At 71.8% G+C, this 19,991-nt stretch carries 16 protein-coding genes and 1 pseudogene; 4 read left to right on the top strand and 13 right to left on the bottom strand.

Features of this window, described 5'->3' with window-relative positions:
• Positions 1-131: 131 nt before the first annotated feature.
• The 12 genes and pseudogenes from ACZ53N_RS02190 to ACZ53N_RS02135 all read right to left on the bottom strand — a co-directional run bounded on the left by ACZ53N_RS02190 (position 132) and on the right by ACZ53N_RS02135 (position 13,960).
• Positions 132-1,409: a thymidine phosphorylase gene (locus tag ACZ53N_RS02190; protein ID WP_469139076.1), complete on the bottom strand. Its 1,278-nt coding sequence runs from the start codon at positions 1,407-1,409 to the stop codon at positions 132-134.
• A gap of 101 nt (positions 1,410-1,510) precedes the next feature.
• Entirely contained in the window at positions 1,511-1,855 is a 345-nt protein-coding gene (locus ACZ53N_RS02185) for a cytidine deaminase (RefSeq protein WP_469139365.1), read from the bottom strand.
• A 47-nt stretch (positions 1,856-1,902) separates the two neighbouring features.
• Positions 1,903-3,189 carry an ABC transporter permease gene (locus ACZ53N_RS02180; protein WP_469139075.1) on the bottom strand — a complete coding sequence of 429 codons (1,287 nt, stop codon included), beginning with the start codon at positions 3,187-3,189 and terminating at the stop codon, positions 1,903-1,905.
• Positions 3,186-4,298: an ABC transporter permease gene (locus ACZ53N_RS02175; protein WP_469139074.1), complete on the bottom strand. Its 1,113-nt coding sequence runs from the start codon at positions 4,296-4,298 to the stop codon at positions 3,186-3,188. Before ACZ53N_RS02175 ends, ACZ53N_RS02180 begins: the two co-directional genes overlap by 4 nt.
• Positions 4,295-5,923 (bottom strand): ABC transporter ATP-binding protein, encoded by a 1,629-nt coding sequence (locus ACZ53N_RS02170; RefSeq protein ID WP_469139364.1) that lies wholly within the window; start codon positions 5,921-5,923, stop codon positions 4,295-4,297. Before ACZ53N_RS02170 ends, ACZ53N_RS02175 begins: the two co-directional genes overlap by 4 nt.
• Positions 5,924-6,129: 206 nt before the next feature.
• Positions 6,130-7,161: a BMP family lipoprotein gene (locus ACZ53N_RS02165; RefSeq protein WP_469139073.1), complete on the bottom strand. Its 1,032-nt coding sequence runs from the start codon at positions 7,159-7,161 to the stop codon at positions 6,130-6,132.
• A 130-nt stretch (positions 7,162-7,291) separates the two neighbouring features.
• Complete coding sequence (locus ACZ53N_RS02160; protein ID WP_469139363.1) at positions 7,292-8,536, bottom strand: amidohydrolase; 1,245 nt, start codon at positions 8,534-8,536, stop codon at positions 7,292-7,294.
• Positions 8,537-8,622: 86 nt separating this feature from the next.
• Complete coding sequence (locus ACZ53N_RS02155; RefSeq protein ID WP_469139362.1) at positions 8,623-9,801, bottom strand: hypothetical protein; 1,179 nt, start codon at positions 9,799-9,801, stop codon at positions 8,623-8,625.
• Positions 9,802-9,926: 125 nt separating this feature from the next.
• Positions 9,927-10,880, bottom strand: a complete 954-nt coding sequence (locus ACZ53N_RS02150) for an N-acetylneuraminate synthase family protein (protein WP_469139072.1) — start codon at positions 10,878-10,880, stop codon at positions 9,927-9,929.
• 48 nt (positions 10,881-10,928) lie between these two features.
• On the bottom strand, positions 10,929-12,083 hold the full coding sequence (locus tag ACZ53N_RS02145) for a KdsC family phosphatase (RefSeq protein ID WP_469139361.1): 1,155 nt from the start codon (positions 12,081-12,083) through the stop codon (positions 10,929-10,931).
• A gap of 33 nt (positions 12,084-12,116) precedes the next feature.
• Positions 12,117-12,623: pseudogene (locus tag ACZ53N_RS02140) on the bottom strand (acylneuraminate cytidylyltransferase family protein); the annotation flags it as partial.
• 50 nt (positions 12,624-12,673) lie between these two features.
• Positions 12,674-13,960 carry a DUF6716 putative glycosyltransferase gene (locus tag ACZ53N_RS02135; protein ID WP_469139360.1) on the bottom strand — a complete coding sequence of 429 codons (1,287 nt, stop codon included), beginning with the start codon at positions 13,958-13,960 and terminating at the stop codon, positions 12,674-12,676.
• Between the two features lie 223 nt (positions 13,961-14,183).
• On the opposite strand from ACZ53N_RS02135, the gene ACZ53N_RS02130 reads away from it, so the two are divergent.
• From ACZ53N_RS02130 to ACZ53N_RS02120, 3 genes are read left to right on the top strand one after another with little or no spacing between them, the layout of a single operon-like run.
• Positions 14,184-15,161, top strand: a complete 978-nt coding sequence (locus tag ACZ53N_RS02130; RefSeq protein WP_469139071.1) for a glycosyltransferase family 2 protein — start codon at positions 14,184-14,186, stop codon at positions 15,159-15,161.
• Positions 15,161-16,567 (top strand): polysialyltransferase family glycosyltransferase, encoded by a 1,407-nt coding sequence (locus ACZ53N_RS02125; RefSeq protein ID WP_469139070.1) that lies wholly within the window; start codon positions 15,161-15,163, stop codon positions 16,565-16,567. Before ACZ53N_RS02130 ends, ACZ53N_RS02125 begins: the two co-directional genes overlap by 1 nt.
• Positions 16,564-17,706 carry an acyltransferase family protein gene (locus tag ACZ53N_RS02120; protein WP_469139069.1) on the top strand — a complete coding sequence of 381 codons (1,143 nt, stop codon included), beginning with the start codon at positions 16,564-16,566 and terminating at the stop codon, positions 17,704-17,706. Before ACZ53N_RS02125 ends, ACZ53N_RS02120 begins: the two co-directional genes overlap by 4 nt.
• Here ACZ53N_RS02120 and ACZ53N_RS02115 read toward each other — a convergent pair.
• Positions 17,680-18,336 carry a TetR/AcrR family transcriptional regulator C-terminal domain-containing protein gene (locus ACZ53N_RS02115; RefSeq protein ID WP_469139068.1) on the bottom strand — a complete coding sequence of 219 codons (657 nt, stop codon included), beginning with the start codon at positions 18,334-18,336 and terminating at the stop codon, positions 17,680-17,682. The two genes, ACZ53N_RS02120 and ACZ53N_RS02115, sit on opposite strands and share 27 nt — an antisense overlap.
• 69 nt (positions 18,337-18,405) lie before the next feature.
• On the opposite strand from ACZ53N_RS02115, the gene ACZ53N_RS02110 reads away from it, so the two are divergent.
• Entirely contained in the window at positions 18,406-19,962 is a 1,557-nt protein-coding gene (locus ACZ53N_RS02110) for an FAD-dependent monooxygenase (protein ID WP_469139067.1), read from the top strand.
• The last annotated feature ends 29 nt before the right edge of the window (positions 19,963-19,991 follow it).

Here is a 19,991-nt window from a genome sequence, read left to right as displayed (position 1 = left end):
TTCCTTGGGGGGCCCCGCCTCGGATCCCCCCCCTCTAACACCCCTTGTGAGTGGCGGTCCCCCAAACCGCGGAAGGGCTTGGCTGGTTCTGACCCCACCCACACCAACCCCGTCCGGGAAACCGACGGCGGTTACGCGATGCGGTCCAGCACGATCGGGTTCGCGGTGAACTCCGTGCCGGCCGGGGCGTAGTCCGCGGCGCCTTCCAGGGCCTGGAGGGCGTAGTCGAACTTCTCCGGCGTGTCGGTGTGCAGGGTCATCAGCGGCTGGCCCGCCGTGACCGTGTCGCCCGGCTTGGCGTGCAGCTCGATGCCCGCGCCGAACTGGACCGGGTCCTCCTTGCGCGCGCGGCCGGCGCCCAGGCGCCAGGCGGAGACGCCGACGGCGTAGGCGTCGAGCTTGGTGAGGACACCGGACTCGGCGGCCGTCACGACGTGCTGCTCGCGGGCGACCGGGAGGGCCGCGTCCGGGTCGCCGCCCTGCGCGATGATCATGCGGCGCCAGTGGTCCATCGCGGAGCCGTCGGCGAGGGCCTTGGCCGGGTCGGCGTCCGGCAGACCGGCCGCGGCGAGCATCTCGCGGGCCAGGGCGATGGTCAGCTCGACGACGTCGGCCGGGCCGCCGCCCGCGAGGACCTCGACGGACTCACGGACCTCGAGGGCGTTGCCCGCGGTCAGACCCAGCGGGGTCGACATGTCGGTGAGCAGCGCGACGGTCTTCACGCCGTGGTCCGTGCCCAGGCCGACCATGGTGGAGGCCAGCTCACGGGCGTCGGCGAGGTTCTTCATGAAGGCGCCGGAGCCGACCTTGACGTCCAGGACGAGCGAGCCCGTCCCCTCGGCGATCTTCTTCGACATGATGGACGAGGCGATCAGCGGGATCGCCTCGACCGTGCCGGTCACGTCGCGCAGCGCGTAGAGCTTCTTGTCGGCGGGGGCGAGGCCGTCGCCCGCCGCGCAGATGACGGAACCGACGTTGCGCAGGACGTCCATCATCTCGTCGTTGGAGAGCAGCGCGCGCCAGCCGGGGATGGACTCCAGCTTGTCGAGCGTGCCACCGGTGTGGCCGAGGCCACGGCCGGAGAGCTGCGGGACGGCCGCGCCGCAGGCGGCGACGAGCGGGGCCAGCGGCAGGGTGATCTTGTCGCCGACGCCGCCGGTGGAGTGCTTGTCGGAGGTCGGGACGGGCAGCGAGGAGAAGTCCATGCGCTCGCCGGACTTGATCATCGCGGCGGTCCAGCGGGCGATCTCCGCGCGGTCCATGCCGTTGAGCAGGATCGCCATCGCGAGCGAGGACATCTGCTCGTCGGCGACCTCGCCGCGGGTGTACGCGTCGATGACCCAGTCGATCTGCGCGTCGGTCAGTCGGCCGCGGTCACGCTTGGTGCGGATAACGGAAATGGCGTCCATCAGCACATTTTCCTTAAGGTTCGTGCGTCCTCAGTCTTCCCGGGGCCGGAAAGTGACCCGGAGGGGCTGAACATCAGCCCCTCCGGCGCTTGAGGACATCTTTATCGATTCAGGTCGGCGGGCCCAAACGCGTCCGGCAGCAGCTCCGCCAGCGGGCGGACGCCCTTGGCGGTGTCCACGGCCAGCTCCGGGCCGCCGTGCTCCCACAGGAGCTGACGGCAACGGCCGCACGGCATGAGGACGTTGCCGTGCCGGTCGCAGCAGGTGAACGCGGTGAGCTTGCCGCCGCCCGAGGAGACGAGAGCGGAGATCATGCCGCACTCGGCGCAGAGGGTCACGCCGTAGGCGGCGTTCTCCACATTGCAGCCGGTGACGGTGCGCCCGTCGTCGACGAGGGCCGCCGCGCCGACGGGGAAACCGGAGTACGGGGCGTAGGCCCGGGACATCGCGTCCCGGGCCTGCGTCCGCAGGTTCTCCCAGTCGATGGGAGAGGTCACTTTCCTTCACCCTTCCGGTAGGGCTTGCCGTTGGCCTTCGGCATCCGCAGACGTTGCGCGGAGAAGGACAGCACGAGCAGCGTCGCGACGTACGGGGTGGCGTCGACGAGCTCCAGCGGCACGGTCTTGGTCATCGTGTACCAGACGATGAGCGCCACACCGAAGGCCGCGCTGACGATCGCGGGCCGGGTCTTGCCGGCCCGCAGCCGCCACGCGGCGAAGCCGATCAGCAGCACCGCGACGAGCAGCAGCAGCGCGTGGACGGTCGGGCCGCCCGAGCGCAGCTGGAGGCTGTCCATGAAGCCGAACAGGCCCGCGCTCATCGCGACGCCGCCCGGCCGCCAGTTGCCGGAGATCATCGTGGCGAGACCGATGTAGCCGCGACCGCCGGTCTGGCCGTCGGAGTACATGTGTGTGCCGATGGCGAGGAACGCGCCGCCGAGACCCGCGAGGCCGCCGGAGACGACCACGGCCGCGTACTTGTACTTGTAGACGTTGACGCCGAGGGACTCGGCCGCCACCGGGCTCTCACCACAGGACCGCAGGCGCAGACCGAAGGAGGAGCGCCACAGCACGAAGAACGTGAGGACGAACAGGCCGCCCGCGACGATCGTCAGCCAGGACACGTCGGTGACCAGGCCGTCGACGATGCCCGCGAGGTCGGAGACGAAGAACCAGTGGTGCTTCTCGATCGAGTTCAGCCAGTCGGAGAGACCGGGGATCGAGAAGTTCGGCATGTTCTCCATGACCGGCGACTGCTTGTCGTTGCCGCCCGCCTGCTGGGCCTCGCTGCCCTCCGCGCCGAACCAGAGCTTGGCGAGGTACTGCGTGACGCCGAGCGCCAGGATGTTGATCGCCACACCGGAGATGATGTGGTCCACGCCGAAGGTGACGGTGGCCAGGGCGTGCACGAGGCCGCCGAGCGCACCGCCGAGGATGCCGGCGGCCGCCGCGGCCCAGGGGCCGTGCTGCCAGCCGATCCAGCCGGCGCTGAAGGTGCCGAGCATCATCATGCCCTCGAGGCCGATGTTGACGACGCCCGCGCGCTCGGCCCACAGACCGCCGAGGCCCGCGAGTCCGATCGGCACAGCCGCGCCGAGGGCACCGCTGAACTGGCCGGAGGAGGTCAGATCGTCCGCGCCGGTGATCACCCGCAGTACGGAGAGCACCAGCAGCCCGCCCGCGATGAGCAGCAGGATCACGGGGTAGGAGAGCTTGCGCCGCTCGCCCTTGTTCTTGCCGGACAGGCCCTTGGCAAGTGCGTCGGTGAAAGTCGTACTCACGCGGAAACCTCCGCCTTGTCGCTCTTGGCCTGGGCGGCGAGCTCCTCGCCGACCTTGCGCTGCTGCATCTTGAGGCCGTACCGGCGCACGACCTCGTACGCGATGACGACGCACAGGACGATGACGCCCTGGATCACTCCGACGACCTCCTGCGCGTAGCCCTCGAACTCGAGCTGCGTGCCGGTGCGGTCCAGGAAGCCCCAGAGCAGGGCGCCGAGCGCCATGCCGATGGGGTGGTTACGGCCCAGCAGCGCGATGGCGATGCCGGTGAAGCCGATGCCGGTGGGGAAGTCGGTGCCGTAGTTGTACGAGACGCCGAGCAGGGTCGGCATGCCGACGAGGCCCGCCATCGCACCGGAGAGCACCATCGAGGTGATCACCATGCGCTTGACGTTGACGCCGCTGGCCTGCGCCGCGGACTCGGAGCGGCCGACCGTCCGCAGGTCGAAGCCGAACCGGGTGCGGTTCAGACCGAACCAGTAGACGGCGCCCGCGAGGGCCGCGATCACGACGAAGCCGTAGATCGGCTTGGGCATGGTCGGGATCTCGAAGAAGTGGGCCGAGTCGGGCAGGTAGGGCGTGTGGATCAGGTTGCCCTCCTTCTCCGCGAGCCGCCCGTCCTGGAGCAGATAGCCGATCAGCGAGGCGCCGATGGCGTTCAGCATGATGGTGCTGATCACCTCGCTGACGCCGCGGCTGGTCTTCAGCAGACCGGCGATGCCGGCCCAGATCGCGCCCACGATCATCGCGACGATGATCATGACCGGGATCTGGACGATGCCCGGCAGGGTCAGCGCGCCACCGACGACGGCGGCGAAGAAGGCCGCGATGCGGTACTGGCCGTCGACGCCGATGTTGAACAGGTTCATCCGGAAGCCGATGGCGACGGCCAGCGCGGACAGGTAGTACGGGGTCGCCTTGTTGATGATCCAGACCTGGCTGTCGGCCTTCGAGCCGAAGTCGATCATGACCTCATAGGCGTGGAACGGGTCCTTGCCGGTGGAGACGATGATCAGCGAGGTGATGACCAGGGCGGCCACGATCGCGAGGACCGGGGCGGCGAAGCCCAGGACGATCTTGTCCTTGTCGAACTTCTTCACGAGGCTCATGCGGAGTCGCCCCCTTCCCGCTCCGTGTCGGCGGCGGTGTCGGTCGCGGCGTCTGCGCCGTCCTCGACGTGCTCAAGGTGGCCGGTTGCGGCGCCGGTCATGGCCGAGCCCAACTCCTCCGGGGTGATGGTGGCCGGGTCCGCGTCGGCGACCAGACGGCCGCGGAACATGACCCGCAGGGTGTCGGAGAGCCCGATGAGCTCGTCCAGGTCGGCGGAGATCAGCAGCACCGCCAGGCCCTCGCGGCGCGCCTCGCGGATCTGGTCCCAGATCTGCGCCTGCGCGCCGACGTCCACGCCCCGGGTGGGGTGCGCGGCGATGAGGAGCTTGGGCAGGTGGCTCATCTCCCGGCCGACGATCAGCTTCTGCTGGTTGCCGCCGGACAGCGAGGCCGCGGTGACCTCGATGCCGGGGGTCCGCACGTCGTACTCGCGGACGATGCGCTCGGTGTCGGCGCGGGCGGCCTTGTTGTCCAGGAGCGCGCCCTTGCTGTTGGGCTTCTCCGTGACGTGGCCGAGGATACGGTTCTCCCACAGCGGGGCCTCGAGGAGCAGGCCGTGCCGGTGGCGGTCCTCGGGGATGTAACCGATGCCGCCCTCGCGCCGCTTGCGGGTCGGGGCCTGGGTGATGTCGGTGCCGTCGAGGGTCACGACGCCCTCGCCCGGGGTCCGCATGCCCATGATCGCCTCGACCAGTTCGGCCTGGCCGTTGCCCTCCACGCCCGCGAGGCCGAGGACCTCGCCCTTGTGGATGGTGAAGGTGATGCCGTCGAGCACCGCGCGGACGACGCCGTCGGGGTCGGTGGCGGACAGCCGCAGCCCCTCGACGGTCAGCATCGGCGTGTCGGTGACCGTCGACTCCCGGGTCTCGGGCGAGGGCAGCTCGCTGCCGACCATCAGCTCGGCGAGCTGCTTGGGGGTCGTCTCACTCGGGGCCACGGAGGCGACGGTGGTGCCGCGCCGGATGACGGTGATGTCGTCGGCGACGGAGAGCACCTCGCCGAGCTTGTGGGAGATGAAGATGACGGTCAGGCCCTCGGCCTTGAGCTCGCGCAGGTTGTCGAACAGGGCGTCGACCTCCTGGGGCACCAGGACGGCGGTCGGCTCGTCGAGGATCAGCGTGCGCGCACCGCGGTAGAGGACCTTGAGGATCTCCACCCGCTGGCGGTCGGCGACGCCGAGGTCCTCGACGAGGGCGTCGGGACGGACGCCGAGGCCGTACGCGTCGGAGATCTCCTTGATCTTCGCGCGGGCCTTGTCACCGATGCCGTGCAGCTTCTCGGCGCCGAGGACCACGTTCTCCAGGACGGTGAGGTAGTCGGCGAGCATGAAGTGCTGGTGCACCATGCCGATGCCGCGCGCGATGGCGTCACCGGGGCTGTTCAGGGTGACCTGCTCGCCGTCGAGCGTGATGGTGCCCTCGTCCGGCTTCTGCATGCCGTAGAGGATCTTCATCAGGGTCGACTTGCCGGCGCCGTTCTCACCACAGAGGGCGTGGACGGTGCCGCGGCGGACGGACAGGTGGATGTCGTGGTTGGCCACGACACCCGGGAACCGCTTGGTGATGCCCGCGAGTTCTACGGCGGGGGCGGTACCAGCGGGGGCGGTACTACTGGACGCTTTGATGGCGCACTCTCCTCGGGGAAGGGAGCGGGGAAGCCTGGTCGGCAGGACGGGGCTACCGGAAGATCTCCGGCTGAGCGGGGGCGACGCTACCGCGTCAACGCGACGCTACGCGCGTAGCGTTGGCTCGCATCGCGGGCCCGGTACGAGAAGCGTGCTTCTCGTACCGGGCCCCATGACCTACTGGACCGGCCGAAACCGGTCATGGATCACGGAGAGGTCTTGACCTTGACCGAACCGTCCGCGATCTTCTTCTTCGCTTCCTCGATCTTGGCCTTGATGTCGTCGATGTGACCACCGGAGGTGGCCAGCGAGACGCCGCCGTCCTTGAGCAGGTAGGCGTGCGGGCCGGTCAGCGGCTTGCCGTCCTTGACGCTCTTGGCCAGGTCGAACACCGCGACGTCGACGTTCTTGACGACCGAGGTGAGGATCGAGTCCTTGTACTTCGCGAGGCCCGGCTGCTGGTACGCGTCGGAGTCGACGCCGATCGCCCAGGCACCCTTCTGACCGGCGACGGCCTCGATCGAGCCGTTGCCGGAGAGGCCGGCCGCGGTGTAGATCACGTCGATGCCCGAGTCGAGCATGCCCTTGGCCTTGTCCTTGGCGGCCGCCGGGTCGTTGAAGCCCTTGTCGTTGTTCGGGTACAGGTACTGCGAGGTGACCTCGACCTTGGGGTCGGTCGCCTTCGCGCCCTGCTCGAAGCCCGCCTGGAACTTCTGGATCAGTGCGTTGTTCACACCGCCGATGAAGCCGACCTTGTGGGTCTTGGACTTCAGGGCCGCGGCGACACCCGCGAGGTAGGAACCCTCGTGCTCACCGAAGGTGATGCTCTCGACATTGTCGCCCTTGGCAACCGAGTCGACCACGGCGAAGGTCGTCTTCGGGAAGTCCTTGGAGACCTTCTCGATCGACTTCGAGTAGTTGAAGCCCACGCCGATGACCGGGTTGTAGCCCGCCTCGGCGAGGGAGTTCAGCCGCTGCTCGCGCTCGGCCTCGGTCTCGCCGTTCTTCGCGGTCAGCAGGCGGGCGTTCATGCCCAGCTCCTTCTCCGCCTTGTCCACGCCACGGGCGGCGGACTCGTTGAAGGAGTGGTCGTCACGGCCGCCGACGTCGAACGCGAGACCGATGCCCTTGTCCTTGCCGCCACCCGATTCGGTGGAGGACTCACCACAGGCGGTGAGGGAGAATGCGAGAGCCGCGGTTGCAATACCCGCAGCAGTGATTGTGGATACCCGGCGCACGAGGGGCCCCTTCACTCGAAGCGCCTCCGTCGGCGCTGGTTCGCGGGCATCGTAACGCGCGTAGATGCAGATAAAAGGGGTGCTTCAAAGCCGTTATCGGATCGTCGCGAACCTGTCTTGACCCGAATGGCTACATTCGCCCTCCATCCAGCAATGCGGCGGCGGTGAACAGTTCCACGGCGACCTGGATCGCGCCCTCGTCCACGTCGAAATCACCGCAATGCAGGTCACGGCGGGTCGTATCGCCGACGGGACGCACCCCCAGTCGGGCCATCGCGCCCGGCACCCGCTCCAGGTACCAGGAAAAGTCCTCGCCACCCAGGCTCTGCTCGGTGTCCTCGACCGCGAAGGCGCCGCGCCGGGCCGTCATGGCCCGCCGCAGCAGGCCCGTGACCTCGGCGTCGTTGACCACCGGGGGCACGCCCCGGACGTAATTGATCTCCGACTTGGCGCGGTGCATCGTGGCGACCTCGTCGATCGCGGCGTGCACCAGGTCGGGGGCGTCCCGCCAGGAGTTCAGATCCAGGCAGCGGACCGTTCCGGACAGCTCCGCGTGCTGCGGGATGACGTTGCACGCGTGCCCCGCCTCCAGCCGCCCCCAGGTGACGGACAGCCCCGAACGGGCGTCCACCCGGCGGGCGAGCAGGGCGGGCACGTCGGTGGCGACCCTGGCGGCGGCCGTGACCAGGTCGGTGGTGAAGTGCGGGCGGGCGGTGTGCCCGCCGGGGCCGTCCAGCGAGACCTCCAGCCGGTCGCACGCGGAGGTGATCGGCCCCGCCCGCAGCCCGAGCCGGCCGACCTCCACCTTGGGGTCGCAGTGCACGGCGATGATCCGGCCGACCCCGTCCAGCGCCCCGAACTCGATCGCGTCGAGCGCGCCGCCGGGCAGCACCTCCTCGGCGGGCTGGAAGATCAGCCGCACCGGGCGCGGCAGCAGGGCCCGCTCCGCCAGCTCGGCGAGGACGAGACCGGCGCCGAGGACGGCGGTGGTGTGCACGTCATGACCACAGGCGTGCGCCATCTTGGGGACGGTTGAGCGGTACGGGACCGTCTTGGTGTCCGGGATGGGCAGCGCGTCGAGGTCCGCGCGGAGCGCGAGCATCGGCCGCCCGGCGCCGGCCCACGCCCCGGTACCGGTGTCGATGTCCGGGCCGATGTCACAGACGATCCCGGTACCCATGGTCAGCGTGCGGGGTCTGAGCCCCGCCTTCTCGAGCCTCGCCTTGACCGCCGCCGTGGTACGGAACTCGCGGTTCCCCAGCTCGGGGTGCATATGCAAGTCCCGCCGGAAGTTGATGAGTTCGGCGCGCAGCCCCGAGGGCAGCGCGCCGGGCAGATCGCCATCGGCGGTGTCGGGCTCGGCTTCGCAAGGCATCAGATGGTTCACCCTGCGAAGGGTAGAGCCCCGAATGGGGCAACTGCCGCCCGATCAAGAAAAGTTCAGCCGCATGGATGGGTTCCCTATGGGGTATGACCCGTATTTACGGCCTGCGTCGTTGAAAGAGGGGCATACGGCAGCCTGCGCACACCGCGGGCCGTGTCCGTGACGCCGGAGAGGAAGCCCTTGGCGCGCGGCGAGGCGCTTTCGGTGAGCCACGCGGGGTCGATGTCGCAGACCACGACGGTGACGCCGGTGCCGGCGAGGGCGAGCGGCAGGGTGTGCACCACGGTCGAGGGGAAGCTCAGCACGGTGCGCCCTATGGGGCCGCGGCGCGCGATCAGTTCCAGTGGCAGCTCGGGCCGTACCACCTCCAGACCGAGCCGGGCGCCGATGCGGTGCAGTTTGTCGGTGTGCTCGCGGCGGTGCGCGAAGTAGCGGGTGGCGCCATGGGTGCGGGCCAGCGTGGCGACGGCCTCCAGATAGGCCTCCGCGTCCACGACACCGGTCTCGACGAGGGACGTGCCGACCAGGTCCGTGCCGCGCGTGAGCCGGGGCGGGCCGAACGTGGCCCGGGTCCAGGCGAAGTCGTTGGCCGTGACGGTCACCCCGGTGGGTGCCTCGACGGGCATCGAGGTGAACACCTCGATGCTTCGGCGGGTGTTCGGGGTGAGTTTCCGGCGCGCGGAAGCAGACACGGGCGCGAAGACGACATCGCGCGCCCCCCGGCCGCCGCGCCGGTGCCAGCGCACGAGGCGTTCCCCGCGCGCGAGTTGGGAGACGAACTCCATGGTCGCCGTGCCGTCGTCCACCACGACCAGCTCCCGCGCCCGCGTGATCATCAACAGCAGTTGGACGTACCGCGAGAACGGATCGCCGATGACGACGCGGCGCGCCTTGCGCAGCGGCCCGGCGAGCCCCCCGATCGTGTGCGCGGGCGCCCCGGGGCCGCCCCGCGCCTCCTCCCAGCGGACCCGGTACCCCTGCTCCCGGGCCAGTTCGGCCATCCGGCGCAGTTGCCCCCGGGTCATGGGGTCGTGCGGCGCGAGGACGACGACGAGCAGCCCGCCGGCGCCGTCCGGGAGCGGGGACGCCGACCGCCCCTCCGCCGCCGGCCGCCCTTCCTCCGCCGCCCGCCCGGCGCTCTGGCGCGGTACGCGCTCGCACAGCGGGCGGTGCTCCGGGCGGGCCGTCCGCTCCGTGTGGTGGTGCGCCCACTCGAGGACGTTCAGCAGTTGGACCGGGCTCTCGACGAAGGCCAGCGTCTGTGCCGTGACCCGTTCGGCGGCGGGCCCGCGGCCCCGGAAGCGGCCGGGCGAGACGGCCGGGGCCGCTTCCGGGGGTGGGCCGGGGACCGGCCCCTCGGGAGAGGTCACCGTGGTGGCCGTCAGACCGCTACGGGCGTGCGGTCACCGGACCCGCCGGCCTCGGCGACGACGCCCGGGACCCGGCGCAGCTTCTTCATCGGCCCGAGCTCGCTCTCGTAGACCTTCTTGACGCCGTCGCCCAGCGACTCCTCGACCACCCGGATGTCGCGCACGAGCCGCTGGAGCCCGCCGGGCTCGACGGACGCGGCCTGGTCGGAGCCCCACATGGCCCGGTCGAGCGTGATGTGGCGCTCGACGAAGCCGGCGCCGAGGGCGACGGCGGCCAGCGTGGTCTGCAGGCCCGTCTCGTGGCCGGAGTAGCCGATCGGCACGTTGGGGTACTCCGCCTGGAGGGTGTTGATCACCCGGAGGTTGAGCTCCTCCGCCTTGGCGGGGTAGGTGGAGGTGGCGTGGCAGAGCACGATGTTCTCGCTGCCGAGCACCTCGACGGCGTGCCGGATCTGCTGCGGGGTGGACATCCCGGTGGACAGGATGATCGTCCGGCCGGTGGCGCGCAGGGTGCGCAGCAGCTCGTCGTCGGTGAGCGACGCGGAGGCGACCTTGTGGGCCGGGACGTCGAACTTCTCCAGGAAGGCCACGGCCTCGGTGTCCCACGGGGAGGCGAACCAGGCGATGCCACGGCGCTCGCAGTGCTCGGAGATCCTGCGGTACTCGTCCTCGCCGAACTCGACGCGGTGCCGGTAGTCGATGTAGGTCATGCGCCCCCACGGGGTGTCGCGCTCGATGTCCCACTGGTCGCGCGGGGTGCAGATGTCGGGGGTGCGCTTCTGGAACTTGACGGCGTCGCAGCCGGCGTCGGCGGCGGCGTCGATGAGGGCGAAGGCCTTCTCCAGGTCGCCGTTGTGGTTGATGCCGATCTCACCGGTGATGTAGACGGGGTGGCCGGGGCCGACCGCCTTGTCGCCGAGGATGCGGGTGTTCCGGACGGTGCCGGTGGACAGCGTGGGGCTCATGGAGGCCGTTTTCCTTCGCGTTCGGGTGCGTGCGGTGGGATGGGTCGGTCAGAGGTTCGGGCCGAGGAGCCAGGAGGCGATCTCGCGGACGGCGCCGCGCCCGCCGGGTGCGGAGGTGACGGCGCGGGCCGCGCCGCGTACGACGTCGTGGGCGTCGGCGACCGCGACGGGCCAGCCGACGAGGTCGAAGCAGGGGAGGTCGTTGACGTCGTTGCCGACGTAGAGCACGCGTTCGGGTGCGACGGCGTGCTCCTCGCACCACTGCTTGAGCGCGAGGTCCTTGCGGTCGATGCCGTGCAGCACGGGCACCCGCAGCTTGCGACCCCGCGCGGCGACGACCGCGTTCACCTCGGTGGAGAGGATGAGCAGGGCCAGCCCCGCGGTCCGCAGGGCGGCGACGCCGAGTCCGTCGCCCCGGTGCACGGCGACGAGTTCGCGCCCGTCGGAGTCGATCAGCACCCGGTCGTCGGTCTGGGTGCCGTCGAAGTCGAGGACGACCGCGTCGACGTCGTCACGGGTGGGCAGCGCGCCGGTCCCGGGGGCGTCGAGCAGCGGGGCGAGCGCGCGGGCCCGCGCGAGATCGTGCGGGTCGTCGATCTCCAGCACCCGGGCGGCGTCGGTCCGCACGAGCTCGGTGCGCCCGAAGAACCGGTGCCCGGCCCTGCGGAACCCGTCCGCGCGCATGGCGTACGCGGCACCGGTCTCCAGCAGGTCCTGGGGGCGGTCCTGACGGCGGGGGCGGTGGGACTTGTGGTGGTTCACGCCGTGGCCTCCGGCGGCGGGGGCGGCTCCGCCGGACAGGGCGGGAGGCGCGGACCCGTCCGCAACACCACTCACCCGCGCGGCCTCGGCCCCGGCGGGGGCGGCGACGCCGGTAGCTCCGCCGAAGAGGGCGGGAGGCGCGGGCCGGTCCGCCACGCCGCCGCTCGCGCGCGCGGCCTCCGCCCCGGTCCTGGCGGCGGCCCGGACGGCCGCGGCCCGGTCCGGCCGACTGTCGGCCTGCTCGGCGCCGGGTGCGCTCTGTTCGGAGGCCGCGACCACCTCCGGAGCGGCGAACCCGCCCGTCGCTCCGCCCGGGACGGTCCCGGGCACGAAGTGCCGGGCCGTGGCGGATCCGGCCGCAGGCGTCGGCAGCGCGACGGCCTCCGCTTGCGGGACGGCCCCGGGCCCGTGCGCCCGATCACCCCGGGCGGGGACCGGCACGGCGGCCCGGGCCGGGACCGGGGTGGGCTCGACCCCCGACGACGCTTCGGCCGGCGAGGCCACGGCCCCGGCGAAGCCGTCCCCCTCCCGCCATACGAAGCCGTGGAAGGGGGCCACTGTCAGCGCGCTGTCGGCGCCCTGTTCGAGCACCGCGGCGGCCACGCCGTCGATGTCCTCACCGGTGAGGAAGGGGCTGGTGCACTGGACCAGCAGGACCGTGCCGACCCGGGTGTCGTGCGTGGCCTCGTACGCGTCCATCGCGTGCAGCACCGCCGCCTCGCTGGTCGCGGTGTCGCCCGCGATCGTCGCGGGGCGCTGGACCACGACCGCGCCCGCGCCGCGCGCGGTGGCCGCGATGGCGGCGTCGTCGGTGGACACCACGACGTCGGTGACCAGGCGGGCCGCCCGGCAGGCCCGTACCGCGCGGGCGACGAGCGGTACGCCGCCGACGGCGGCGAGGTTCTTGGCGGGCACGCCCTTGGACCCCCCGCGGGCAGGGATGACGGCCAGCACGGCGGGGCCGGACGGGGCGGCGGACATGACGGTCTCCTTGCGGTGGCGGGATGTTCCGTCCCTCACAGCTCCGGCCCTCACAGCTCCCCCAGCCGGCGGATGGCGGGGGCGACGCGCTGGACGCCGTGGCGGTACGCGCCGCGCGCCGCCTCGCGCACCGCGCGCCGCACGGCGCCCGGCTCGCCCGGCTCCCGGGCGGCGCCGGGCAGCGGCCGGCCCTGGGGGTCGAGGCCGTGGCGGGCGAGGAGGGCGGGCAGGTAGTGAGGGGCGGTCTCGGTCGTGTAGTACGGGGCGAGCGGGGGCAGCGTGTCCGCCGCGACCAGCTCCGTGATCCGCCGCCGTGCCGCGTCGAAGGCGGTGGCGTACGAGCCGTCCGCGGCGACGCCCTGGCGGGCCGTCCACGCCGGATCGGCCACCGGCAGGTGCCCGGCGTCGAGTTGGTCCCAGGAGGCGAGGCAGCCGGAGCCGAGGAAGTGGTGGTTGCCGAGCGGTTCGCGGATGCCGAGATCGGTGAGGACGGCGGTCGGGATGCCCCGGTGGAGGGACTCCAGGGCGGCCGTGGAGCTGACGGTCACGAGCAGATCTGTCCGGTCGAGGACCTCGCCCATGTGTCCGTAGACGAGACGGCAGTTGGGCGGCAGCCCGCCCGGCAGCCTGGCCGCCAGCTTCTGGTACGGGAGTTCCTCGATGTGCGTGGTGTGCTCACCGGGCTTGCTGCGCAGCTTGATGAGCACCTCCCGGCCGGGGTGCCGCCGGGCGTGCCCGACGGCGCGGCGCAGCAGGTAGGTGCGGTCGGCCCGGTTGTCGGGGACGGAGGGCTGGGCGGCGAACACCACGGTGCGGAGCCCCTCCGGGGCGGCGGGCCCGGCCGCGTACCGCTCGCCGCCGAGGAACGGCAGCGCGCACTCCGTGACGCTCTCCCCCGGGGCGCCGACGCCCGCGTACACCTCGCGGAACCGCTCCGCGTCATGGCGGGAGTTGGCGAGCACCACGTCCGCGCCGTGCCGCAGCAGCAGTCCGTCGGCGAGCTTCTCGTAGACGACGCCCACGTACCCGGTGACCACGACCGGTCGCGCCGGGGCGCCGTCCCAGGCCCGGGCCAGGCCGTGCAGCATGGCCTGGACGGCGCCGCCGACGCAGGCCAGTACGGTGACGTCGTACCGCGTGCGGTCGACCGCCCTGACGAACTCGGTCCCCGTGACCTCGCGCAGGGCGTCCGCCCGCACGCCGACCTCGGCGAGCTGCCGGACGGTCGGCGTGGCGCGGCCGCGCAGCAGATAGCCGTCGAGCCGGGCGGCGTCCGGGGCGAGGCGGTGCGCGGTGAGGGCACCCCATTTCCACCGGGTGTCGGAATCGGCGAGCACGGCGACGCGTGGCGGGGATTCGGTTCGTAGTGGCACGTGGCCGACGATAGGAATCCATTCCGTTTCGTTGCCCAACGCGAGTTCAACAACCGGTAAACAGCACACCGCCGGACGGCGAATCGGCTTGCGTCCGCGGCGGGTTCATCATTCCGCCGTTCTTCGTTCACCTCCGCGTACGCCATAGGTCAAGACGAATGCCGGGGGGCCACCTAACGTCACCCGAGTGGTTAAGCTCTCCGTCATCGTGCCGTTCTTCAACGTGCAGACCTACGCGCCCGACACACTGAGGAGTCTGCGCGCGAACGCCCGCGCGGACTTCGAATTCATTCTCGTCGACGACTGTTCGACCGACGAGACCCCGGACATCCTCCGGCGCGCCGAGCGCGAGTTGCCCGGGGCCGTGCTCGTGCGGCACGAGAAGAACGGCGGCCTCGCCACCGCCCGCAACACCGGGCTGGAACGGGCGCGCGGTGAATACATCACCTTCCTCGACGGCGACGACTGGCTGGCGCCGGGCCACTACGAGCAACTCCTCGAAGTGATCGAGGGGTTGGGGGTGGAATTCGTCCGCACGGACCACGTCCAGTGCACGGCCCGCGCCCGGACGGTCCACCGCGTTCCGCACGGCCGGCGCGGTGTGGTGCTCAGCCCGCGCGACGCGATACTGCCCGCCGACCGCTCCACGTCCGTGGACTACGCCTACGCGTGGGCCGGGATCTACCACCGGCGACTGCTGGACGAGGGGCTGCTGCATTTCCGGCACGGGCTGCGGACGGCCGAGGACCGGCCCTGGATCTGGCGGCTGCACCGCGAGGCGCGTACGTTCGCGGTGGCCGGGCTGCTCGGTGTCTTCTACCGGCGCGGGGTCGCGTCCTCACTGACCCAGATCGGTGATGTGCGGCAACTCGATTTCCTTCGCGCATTCGATCAGGTAATCGACGAAACCTCGCGCGACGCGGATGCGGAGATCCTGCTCCCCAAAGCCGTGCGCACCTATTGCGCGATCATTTCCCACCATCTCGGTTCCATCGAACGATTCGAACCGGCCGTGGCCCGGACATTGCGTTCGAAGAGCGCGGCCGCCCTGCGGCGAATGCCCCAGGATCTCCTCAAGGACGCCTTGAATTCCATGGACGACGATCGCGCGGCCCGGCTGCGCAGGCTCCGCCGCCGCCCCGCACCGGCGGAGGTGACCGGCTGATGGCCGAGCCCCGGCGCACCCAGATCTTCCTCGCCTCGACGCTGTACGGGGCGGCGACGCTCGCCGCCGCCCTGGATGCCGAGCAGTTCCCCCGCGCCGACCGTCGGCTGCTGCTGGTGGCCAACAACGCGGCGACGCCCGAGACCACCCCCGCCTTCGACGAGGCGCCCGGCTTCGAGCGGCTGCGTACCCGCTTCGACGGGGTGCTGTCCTGGAACGAGACGATCAGGCCCTTCCACCCCGGCGGCTGGTCGCCCCGGTTGGACGACGTCCCGCTGTGGGAGCGGCACCTGCGGCTGCTGTGGGGGCTCGGCACCGACGACGTCGAACTCGTCGTCGAGTCCCTCCAGGTCAACCCGGCCCTCGCGATCGCCCAGCTCTTCCCCGACGCACCGCTCGAGGTCTACGCCGACGGTCTGATGAGCTACGGCCCCACCCGCAACAAGCTCGACCCGCTCGTGGGCGGGCGCGTGCGGCGGCTGCTCCACCTCGACCTGGTGCCGGGGCTGCGGCCGCTGCTGCTCTCGGAGTTCGGCGTCCCGGCGGAGATCGTGCCGGCCGAGGTCTTCACCAAGGTGCTGGCCGAGCTCTGCGACGCCACCCCGCTGGTCGAGGCCCCCGAGGGAGCCGCGCTGCTGCTCGGCCAGTACCTGTCGGCGATCGACATCCTCACCCCCGAGGAGGAGGAGCGGCTGCACGTGCGGATGCTGCGCGGCGCGGCCGCCCTCGGCCACCGCGAGCTGGTGTTCAAGCCGCACCCGAGCGCCCCGGCCCGCTGGTCGCGGATGCTGGAGACGGAGGCCGGGCAGCTCGGTGTCGCACTGACGGTCCTGGACACCCCGGTCCTGGCCGAGGTGGTCTTCCGCCGGTCGCGTCCCGCGCTCGTCGTCGGCTGCTTCTCGACGGCGCTGCTCACCGCCAGCACCTTCTACGGGCTGCCCGTGGCGCGGGTCGGCACGGATCTGCTGCTGGAGCGGCTCAGCCCGTACCAGAACAGCAACCGGGTGCCGGTCACGCTCGTCCACGCGCTGCTGCCCGACCTCGAACGGCCCGAGACGGTCGCGGGCCGGCCCCCGGGGAAGTTGCCGGGCGAGGGGCTGTCGGGGCTGCTGGCCGCCGTGGGCTTCGCGATGCAGCCGCAGATCTACCCAACGCTGCGCCAGGCCGCCGAGCGCTATCTCGCGGACCACCTCGACGCCGGCACCCGGCGCTACTTCAAGCGCCGCCGCCTGACCGCCCTCGCCCTCCCGGGCGCCGTCCCCTCCCCACTGGCCTTCCTGCCGCGCAATCCGACCGTGCGGAAGGTGGCCCGCCGGGCGCGGTCCGCACAGCGGCGCCTGGCGCTGCGGCTGCCCGGACAGCGGGCGTCCGTTCCGGGCCGGCCCCGGAACGGCAGCGCGCGGTGACCTCCGAAGCGGTGCTGCCCGCCGCACCGCCGGACGCCCGGACGGCCCGCCCGGCACCAGCCTCCCCGCCCGCTCGGGGCAAGGGCCGCCTCCGGGCCCTGGACGGCCTGCGGCTGCTCGCGGCCCTCATGGTGGCGCTGTACCACTACGGCGGCCGGGGCGGTGAGGTCCAGCAGGCGTGGGGGGCTTCGCCGCGCCGGGAGTTCCCGAGCCTGTCGGGCGTCTTCGCGTACGGCTGTCTCGGCGTGCAGATCTTCTTCGTCATCAGCGGCTTCGTGATCTGCATGAGCGGCTGGGGGCGCCCGCTGCGCTCGTTCTTCGCCTCGCGCGTCGCACGGCTCTACCCCGCGTACTGGGCGGCGATCGCGCTCGTCACGCTGGCCTTCGCGCTGCCGTGGGTCGCGTACCGGACGGTCTCCCCGAGCGACCTCCTGGTGAACCTCACCATGCTGCAACAGCCGGTCGGCGCGCGGCGGGTGCTCGGGGTGTGCTGGACGCTCTGGGCGGAGCTGCGTTTCTACGCGCTCTTCGCGCTCTTCGTGGTGCTGCCGGGCGCGACCCGCCGCCGGGTGGTGCTCTTCTGCGCGGTGTGGACGCTGGCGACGGTCGTCACGACCGCTTCGCACCTGGAGGTGCTCCGGGTCGTCGTCATGCCCGAGCACGCGTCGTTCTTCATCGGCGGCATCGGCCTGTATCTGATCCACCGGTTCGGTCATGACGCCCTCGCCTGGGGCATCGTGGCGGTCAGCTTCCTGATCGGCCAGCACTACGCGGTCACCGGCCTGTGGCACCCGCCGGGCCCGCAGTACTTCTCCTACCGCTCCCCGTACGTCATCATCGCCGTCGTCGCCGTCGGCTACGCGGCCGTCGCAGCCGTCGCCGTGGGCAGGCTGCACTGGGCGAACTGGCGCTGGCTGACCGTCGCGGGCGCCCTGACGTACCCCTTCTACCTGGTGCACGAGCACCTGGGGTGGGTGGTGATCGGCGGTCTGCACCGGGGTCTGCGCATCCCGTCGTACGCGGCCTTCCCGCTGACGATCGCGCTGATGCTGCTGCTGGCGTGGGTGCTGCACCGCTGGGTGGAAGAGCGGCTCACTCCCCTGCTGCGCGCGTCACTCCTGCCCGGCCGGGGCCGGTAGCAGCGTCACCCCGATGCCCGCGATGACGGCACGCAGCCCGTCGTCGAACCCCGCCTCGAGGTCGTCGAAGAACTCGTGCCCCGCCTCGATGGCCAGCGGGGAGCCGTCGCCGAGGCGGCGCGCCCGTACCGCGTGGTCGTAGGCGGGGTCGCGCTCCCCCGGCACGGGGTGCACGGACTGCTCCTCGATGGCGTAGCCCATCGTGTAGGTGTTCACCGTGAACCAGGCGCGGGCCGCGCCGCGCGAGGTGAAGCCCGCGTCGAGGCAGGCCCGCAGGAACGACTCCAGGGTTCCGGCGTAGAAGTCGTCGGTGAAGCGCGTGCCGCTGAAGACCTTCGCGCCGTCCCGGTAGCCGAGCAGCTCCTGGCGCATCACATGGGCGGCGTGCGCCATGAGCTCCTGCCAGGTGGCCCCTTCGGGCAGGGCCAGCTTCGGGACCATGCGGCGGAACATCTCCGTCGCCATCTCGTCCAGCAGCTCCTGCTTGCCCTTGAAGTGCCAGTACAGGGCGGGAGCCTGGACGTTCAGCTCCTTGGCGATCCTGCGCAGCGTGAGCCCGTCGAGGCCCACCTCGTTCAGCAGGCGCAGAGCGGTGTCCGCCACCAGGGCGCGGTCGATTCGAGTTGCCACCTTGACAGCTTAACGCTGTTCAGTTCAGGCTGGGGTCACAGCGAACTTAACGATGTTAAGGAGGCTCTCATGAGCCTGCCCTCGACCGCTCCGACCACTTCCACCACTTCCACCGCTTCCACCACCGAGGTCCTGATCGCCGGTGCCGGGCCGACCGGTCTGGTCCTCGCCATCGACCTCGCCCGGCGCGGCATCCGGCACCGCGTCGTCGACCGCTCCGAGCGCGGCTTCCCCGGTTCGCGCGGCACCGGGATCCAGCCACGCAGCCAGGAGGTGCTCGACGACCTCGGCGCGATCGACGCGCTGTGGGCCGCCGGTGGACCGTGCCCGCTGGTGCGGATCTGGGAAGGCACCACCCACGTCGGCGAGCAGCGGATCGTCGAGCCGGCCGAGCCGTCGCCCGGCGTGCCCTACGGCGAGATCCTGATGATCCCGCAGTGGCGCACGGTGGAGATCCTCACCGCACGGCTCGAAGAGCTGGGCGGCCGGGTGGAGTTCGGCACCGAGCTGACCGGCTTCGACCACGACGCGGACGGCGTCACGGCCACCCTGCGGGACGCCGACGGCGCCGAGCAGACCGTGCGGGCGGAGTATCTGGTCGCGGCCGACGGCGGGCGCAGCACCGTCCGCAAGGCGCTCGGCATCGCCTTCACCGGCGAACAGGTCGACGCGCGCCCGGTGCTGATCGCCGACGTGATGATGGAAGGCGAGCTGCTGGACCGCGACCACTGGCACATGTGGCCCCGGGCGAAGGGCGGTCTCCTCGCCCTGCGGCCGCTGGAGAACGTGGAGACCTGGCAGGTCATGGCCAGTTTCAGCGACGCCTCCTACGAGCTGGACCCGGCCCGCGACGCCACCCCCGAGGCCCTGGCCCGCCTCATCTCCGAGCGCACCGGGCACCCGGGGGTGCGCACCGGCGAGGTGCGGTGGGCCTCCGCCTTCCGGGCGCGGGCCGCCATGGCCGAGCGGTTCCGCACCGGCCGGGTCCTGCTCGCCGGGGACGCGGCGCACGTCCACTCCCCGGCGGGCGGCCAGGGGCTGAACACCAGCGTCCAGGACGCGTACAACCTCGGCTGGAAGCTGGGCGCGGTGCTGCGGCTCGGCGCGCCCGACGCGCTGCTCGACACCTACGACACCGAGCGGACGCGGGTCGCCGCCGACGTGCTCCGCCTGTCCACCAGCGTCCATCAGGCCGACCAGGCCGGCGGGGGTCCGAGCCTCCGGGGCCGCGAGACACACCAGCTGACCCTCAACTACCGCGAGAGCCCCCTCACCCGGGAGCTGCGCCGGGACCTGCCCGAGGGCGCCCTGCGAGCGGGCGACCGCGCGCCCGACGCGCCCTGCGTGGACGCCTCGGGCACGGCCGTCCGTCTCTTCGACGCCTTCCGGGGCCCGCACTTCACACTGTTGGCGCTGGGCGACGCGGAGTGCGCGGCGCCGGACGCCGCGTGGGTGCGCACCTACCGCGTGGGCGGCGGCCCGGCGGCGGACCTGCTGGACGCGGAGGGTCACGCCAAGGCGGCCTACGGTTCGGGGCTGTTCCTGATCCGCCCGGACGGCTATGTGGGCCTGGCGACGGACGACCCGGCGGATGTCGCGCCGTATCTGTCGGAGGTGTCGGGGTAGAGCGCGGGGCTCAAGCGCGGGACGGGCCG

The organism is Streptomyces sp. NPDC033229 (assembly GCF_055576875.1).
The sequence above is the reverse complement of the archived record's forward strand: the minus strand, read 5'-3'. Positions and strand labels throughout refer to the sequence as shown.

Excerpts from the sequence above, each read along its gene's own strand:
- ACZ53N_RS02190 (WP_469139076.1), bottom strand. The coding sequence starts at position 1,409 with ATGGACGCCATTTCCGTTATCCGCACCAAGCGTGACCGCGGCCGACTG.
- ACZ53N_RS02185 (WP_469139365.1), bottom strand. The coding sequence starts at position 1,855 with ATGTCCCGGGCCTACGCCCCGTACTCCGGTTTCCCCGTCGGCGCGGCG.
- ACZ53N_RS02175 (WP_469139074.1), bottom strand. The coding sequence starts at position 4,298 with ATGAGCCTCGTGAAGAAGTTCGACAAGGACAAGATCGTCCTGGGCTTC.
- ACZ53N_RS02160 (WP_469139363.1), bottom strand. The coding sequence starts at position 8,536 with ATGCCTTGCGAAGCCGAGCCCGACACCGCCGATGGCGATCTGCCCGGC.
- ACZ53N_RS02150 (WP_469139072.1), bottom strand. The coding sequence starts at position 10,880 with ATGAGCCCCACGCTGTCCACCGGCACCGTCCGGAACACCCGCATCCTC.
- ACZ53N_RS02125 (WP_469139070.1), top strand. The coding sequence starts at position 15,161 with ATGGCCGAGCCCCGGCGCACCCAGATCTTCCTCGCCTCGACGCTGTAC.
- ACZ53N_RS02110 (WP_469139067.1), top strand. The coding sequence starts at position 18,406 with ATGAGCCTGCCCTCGACCGCTCCGACCACTTCCACCACTTCCACCGCT.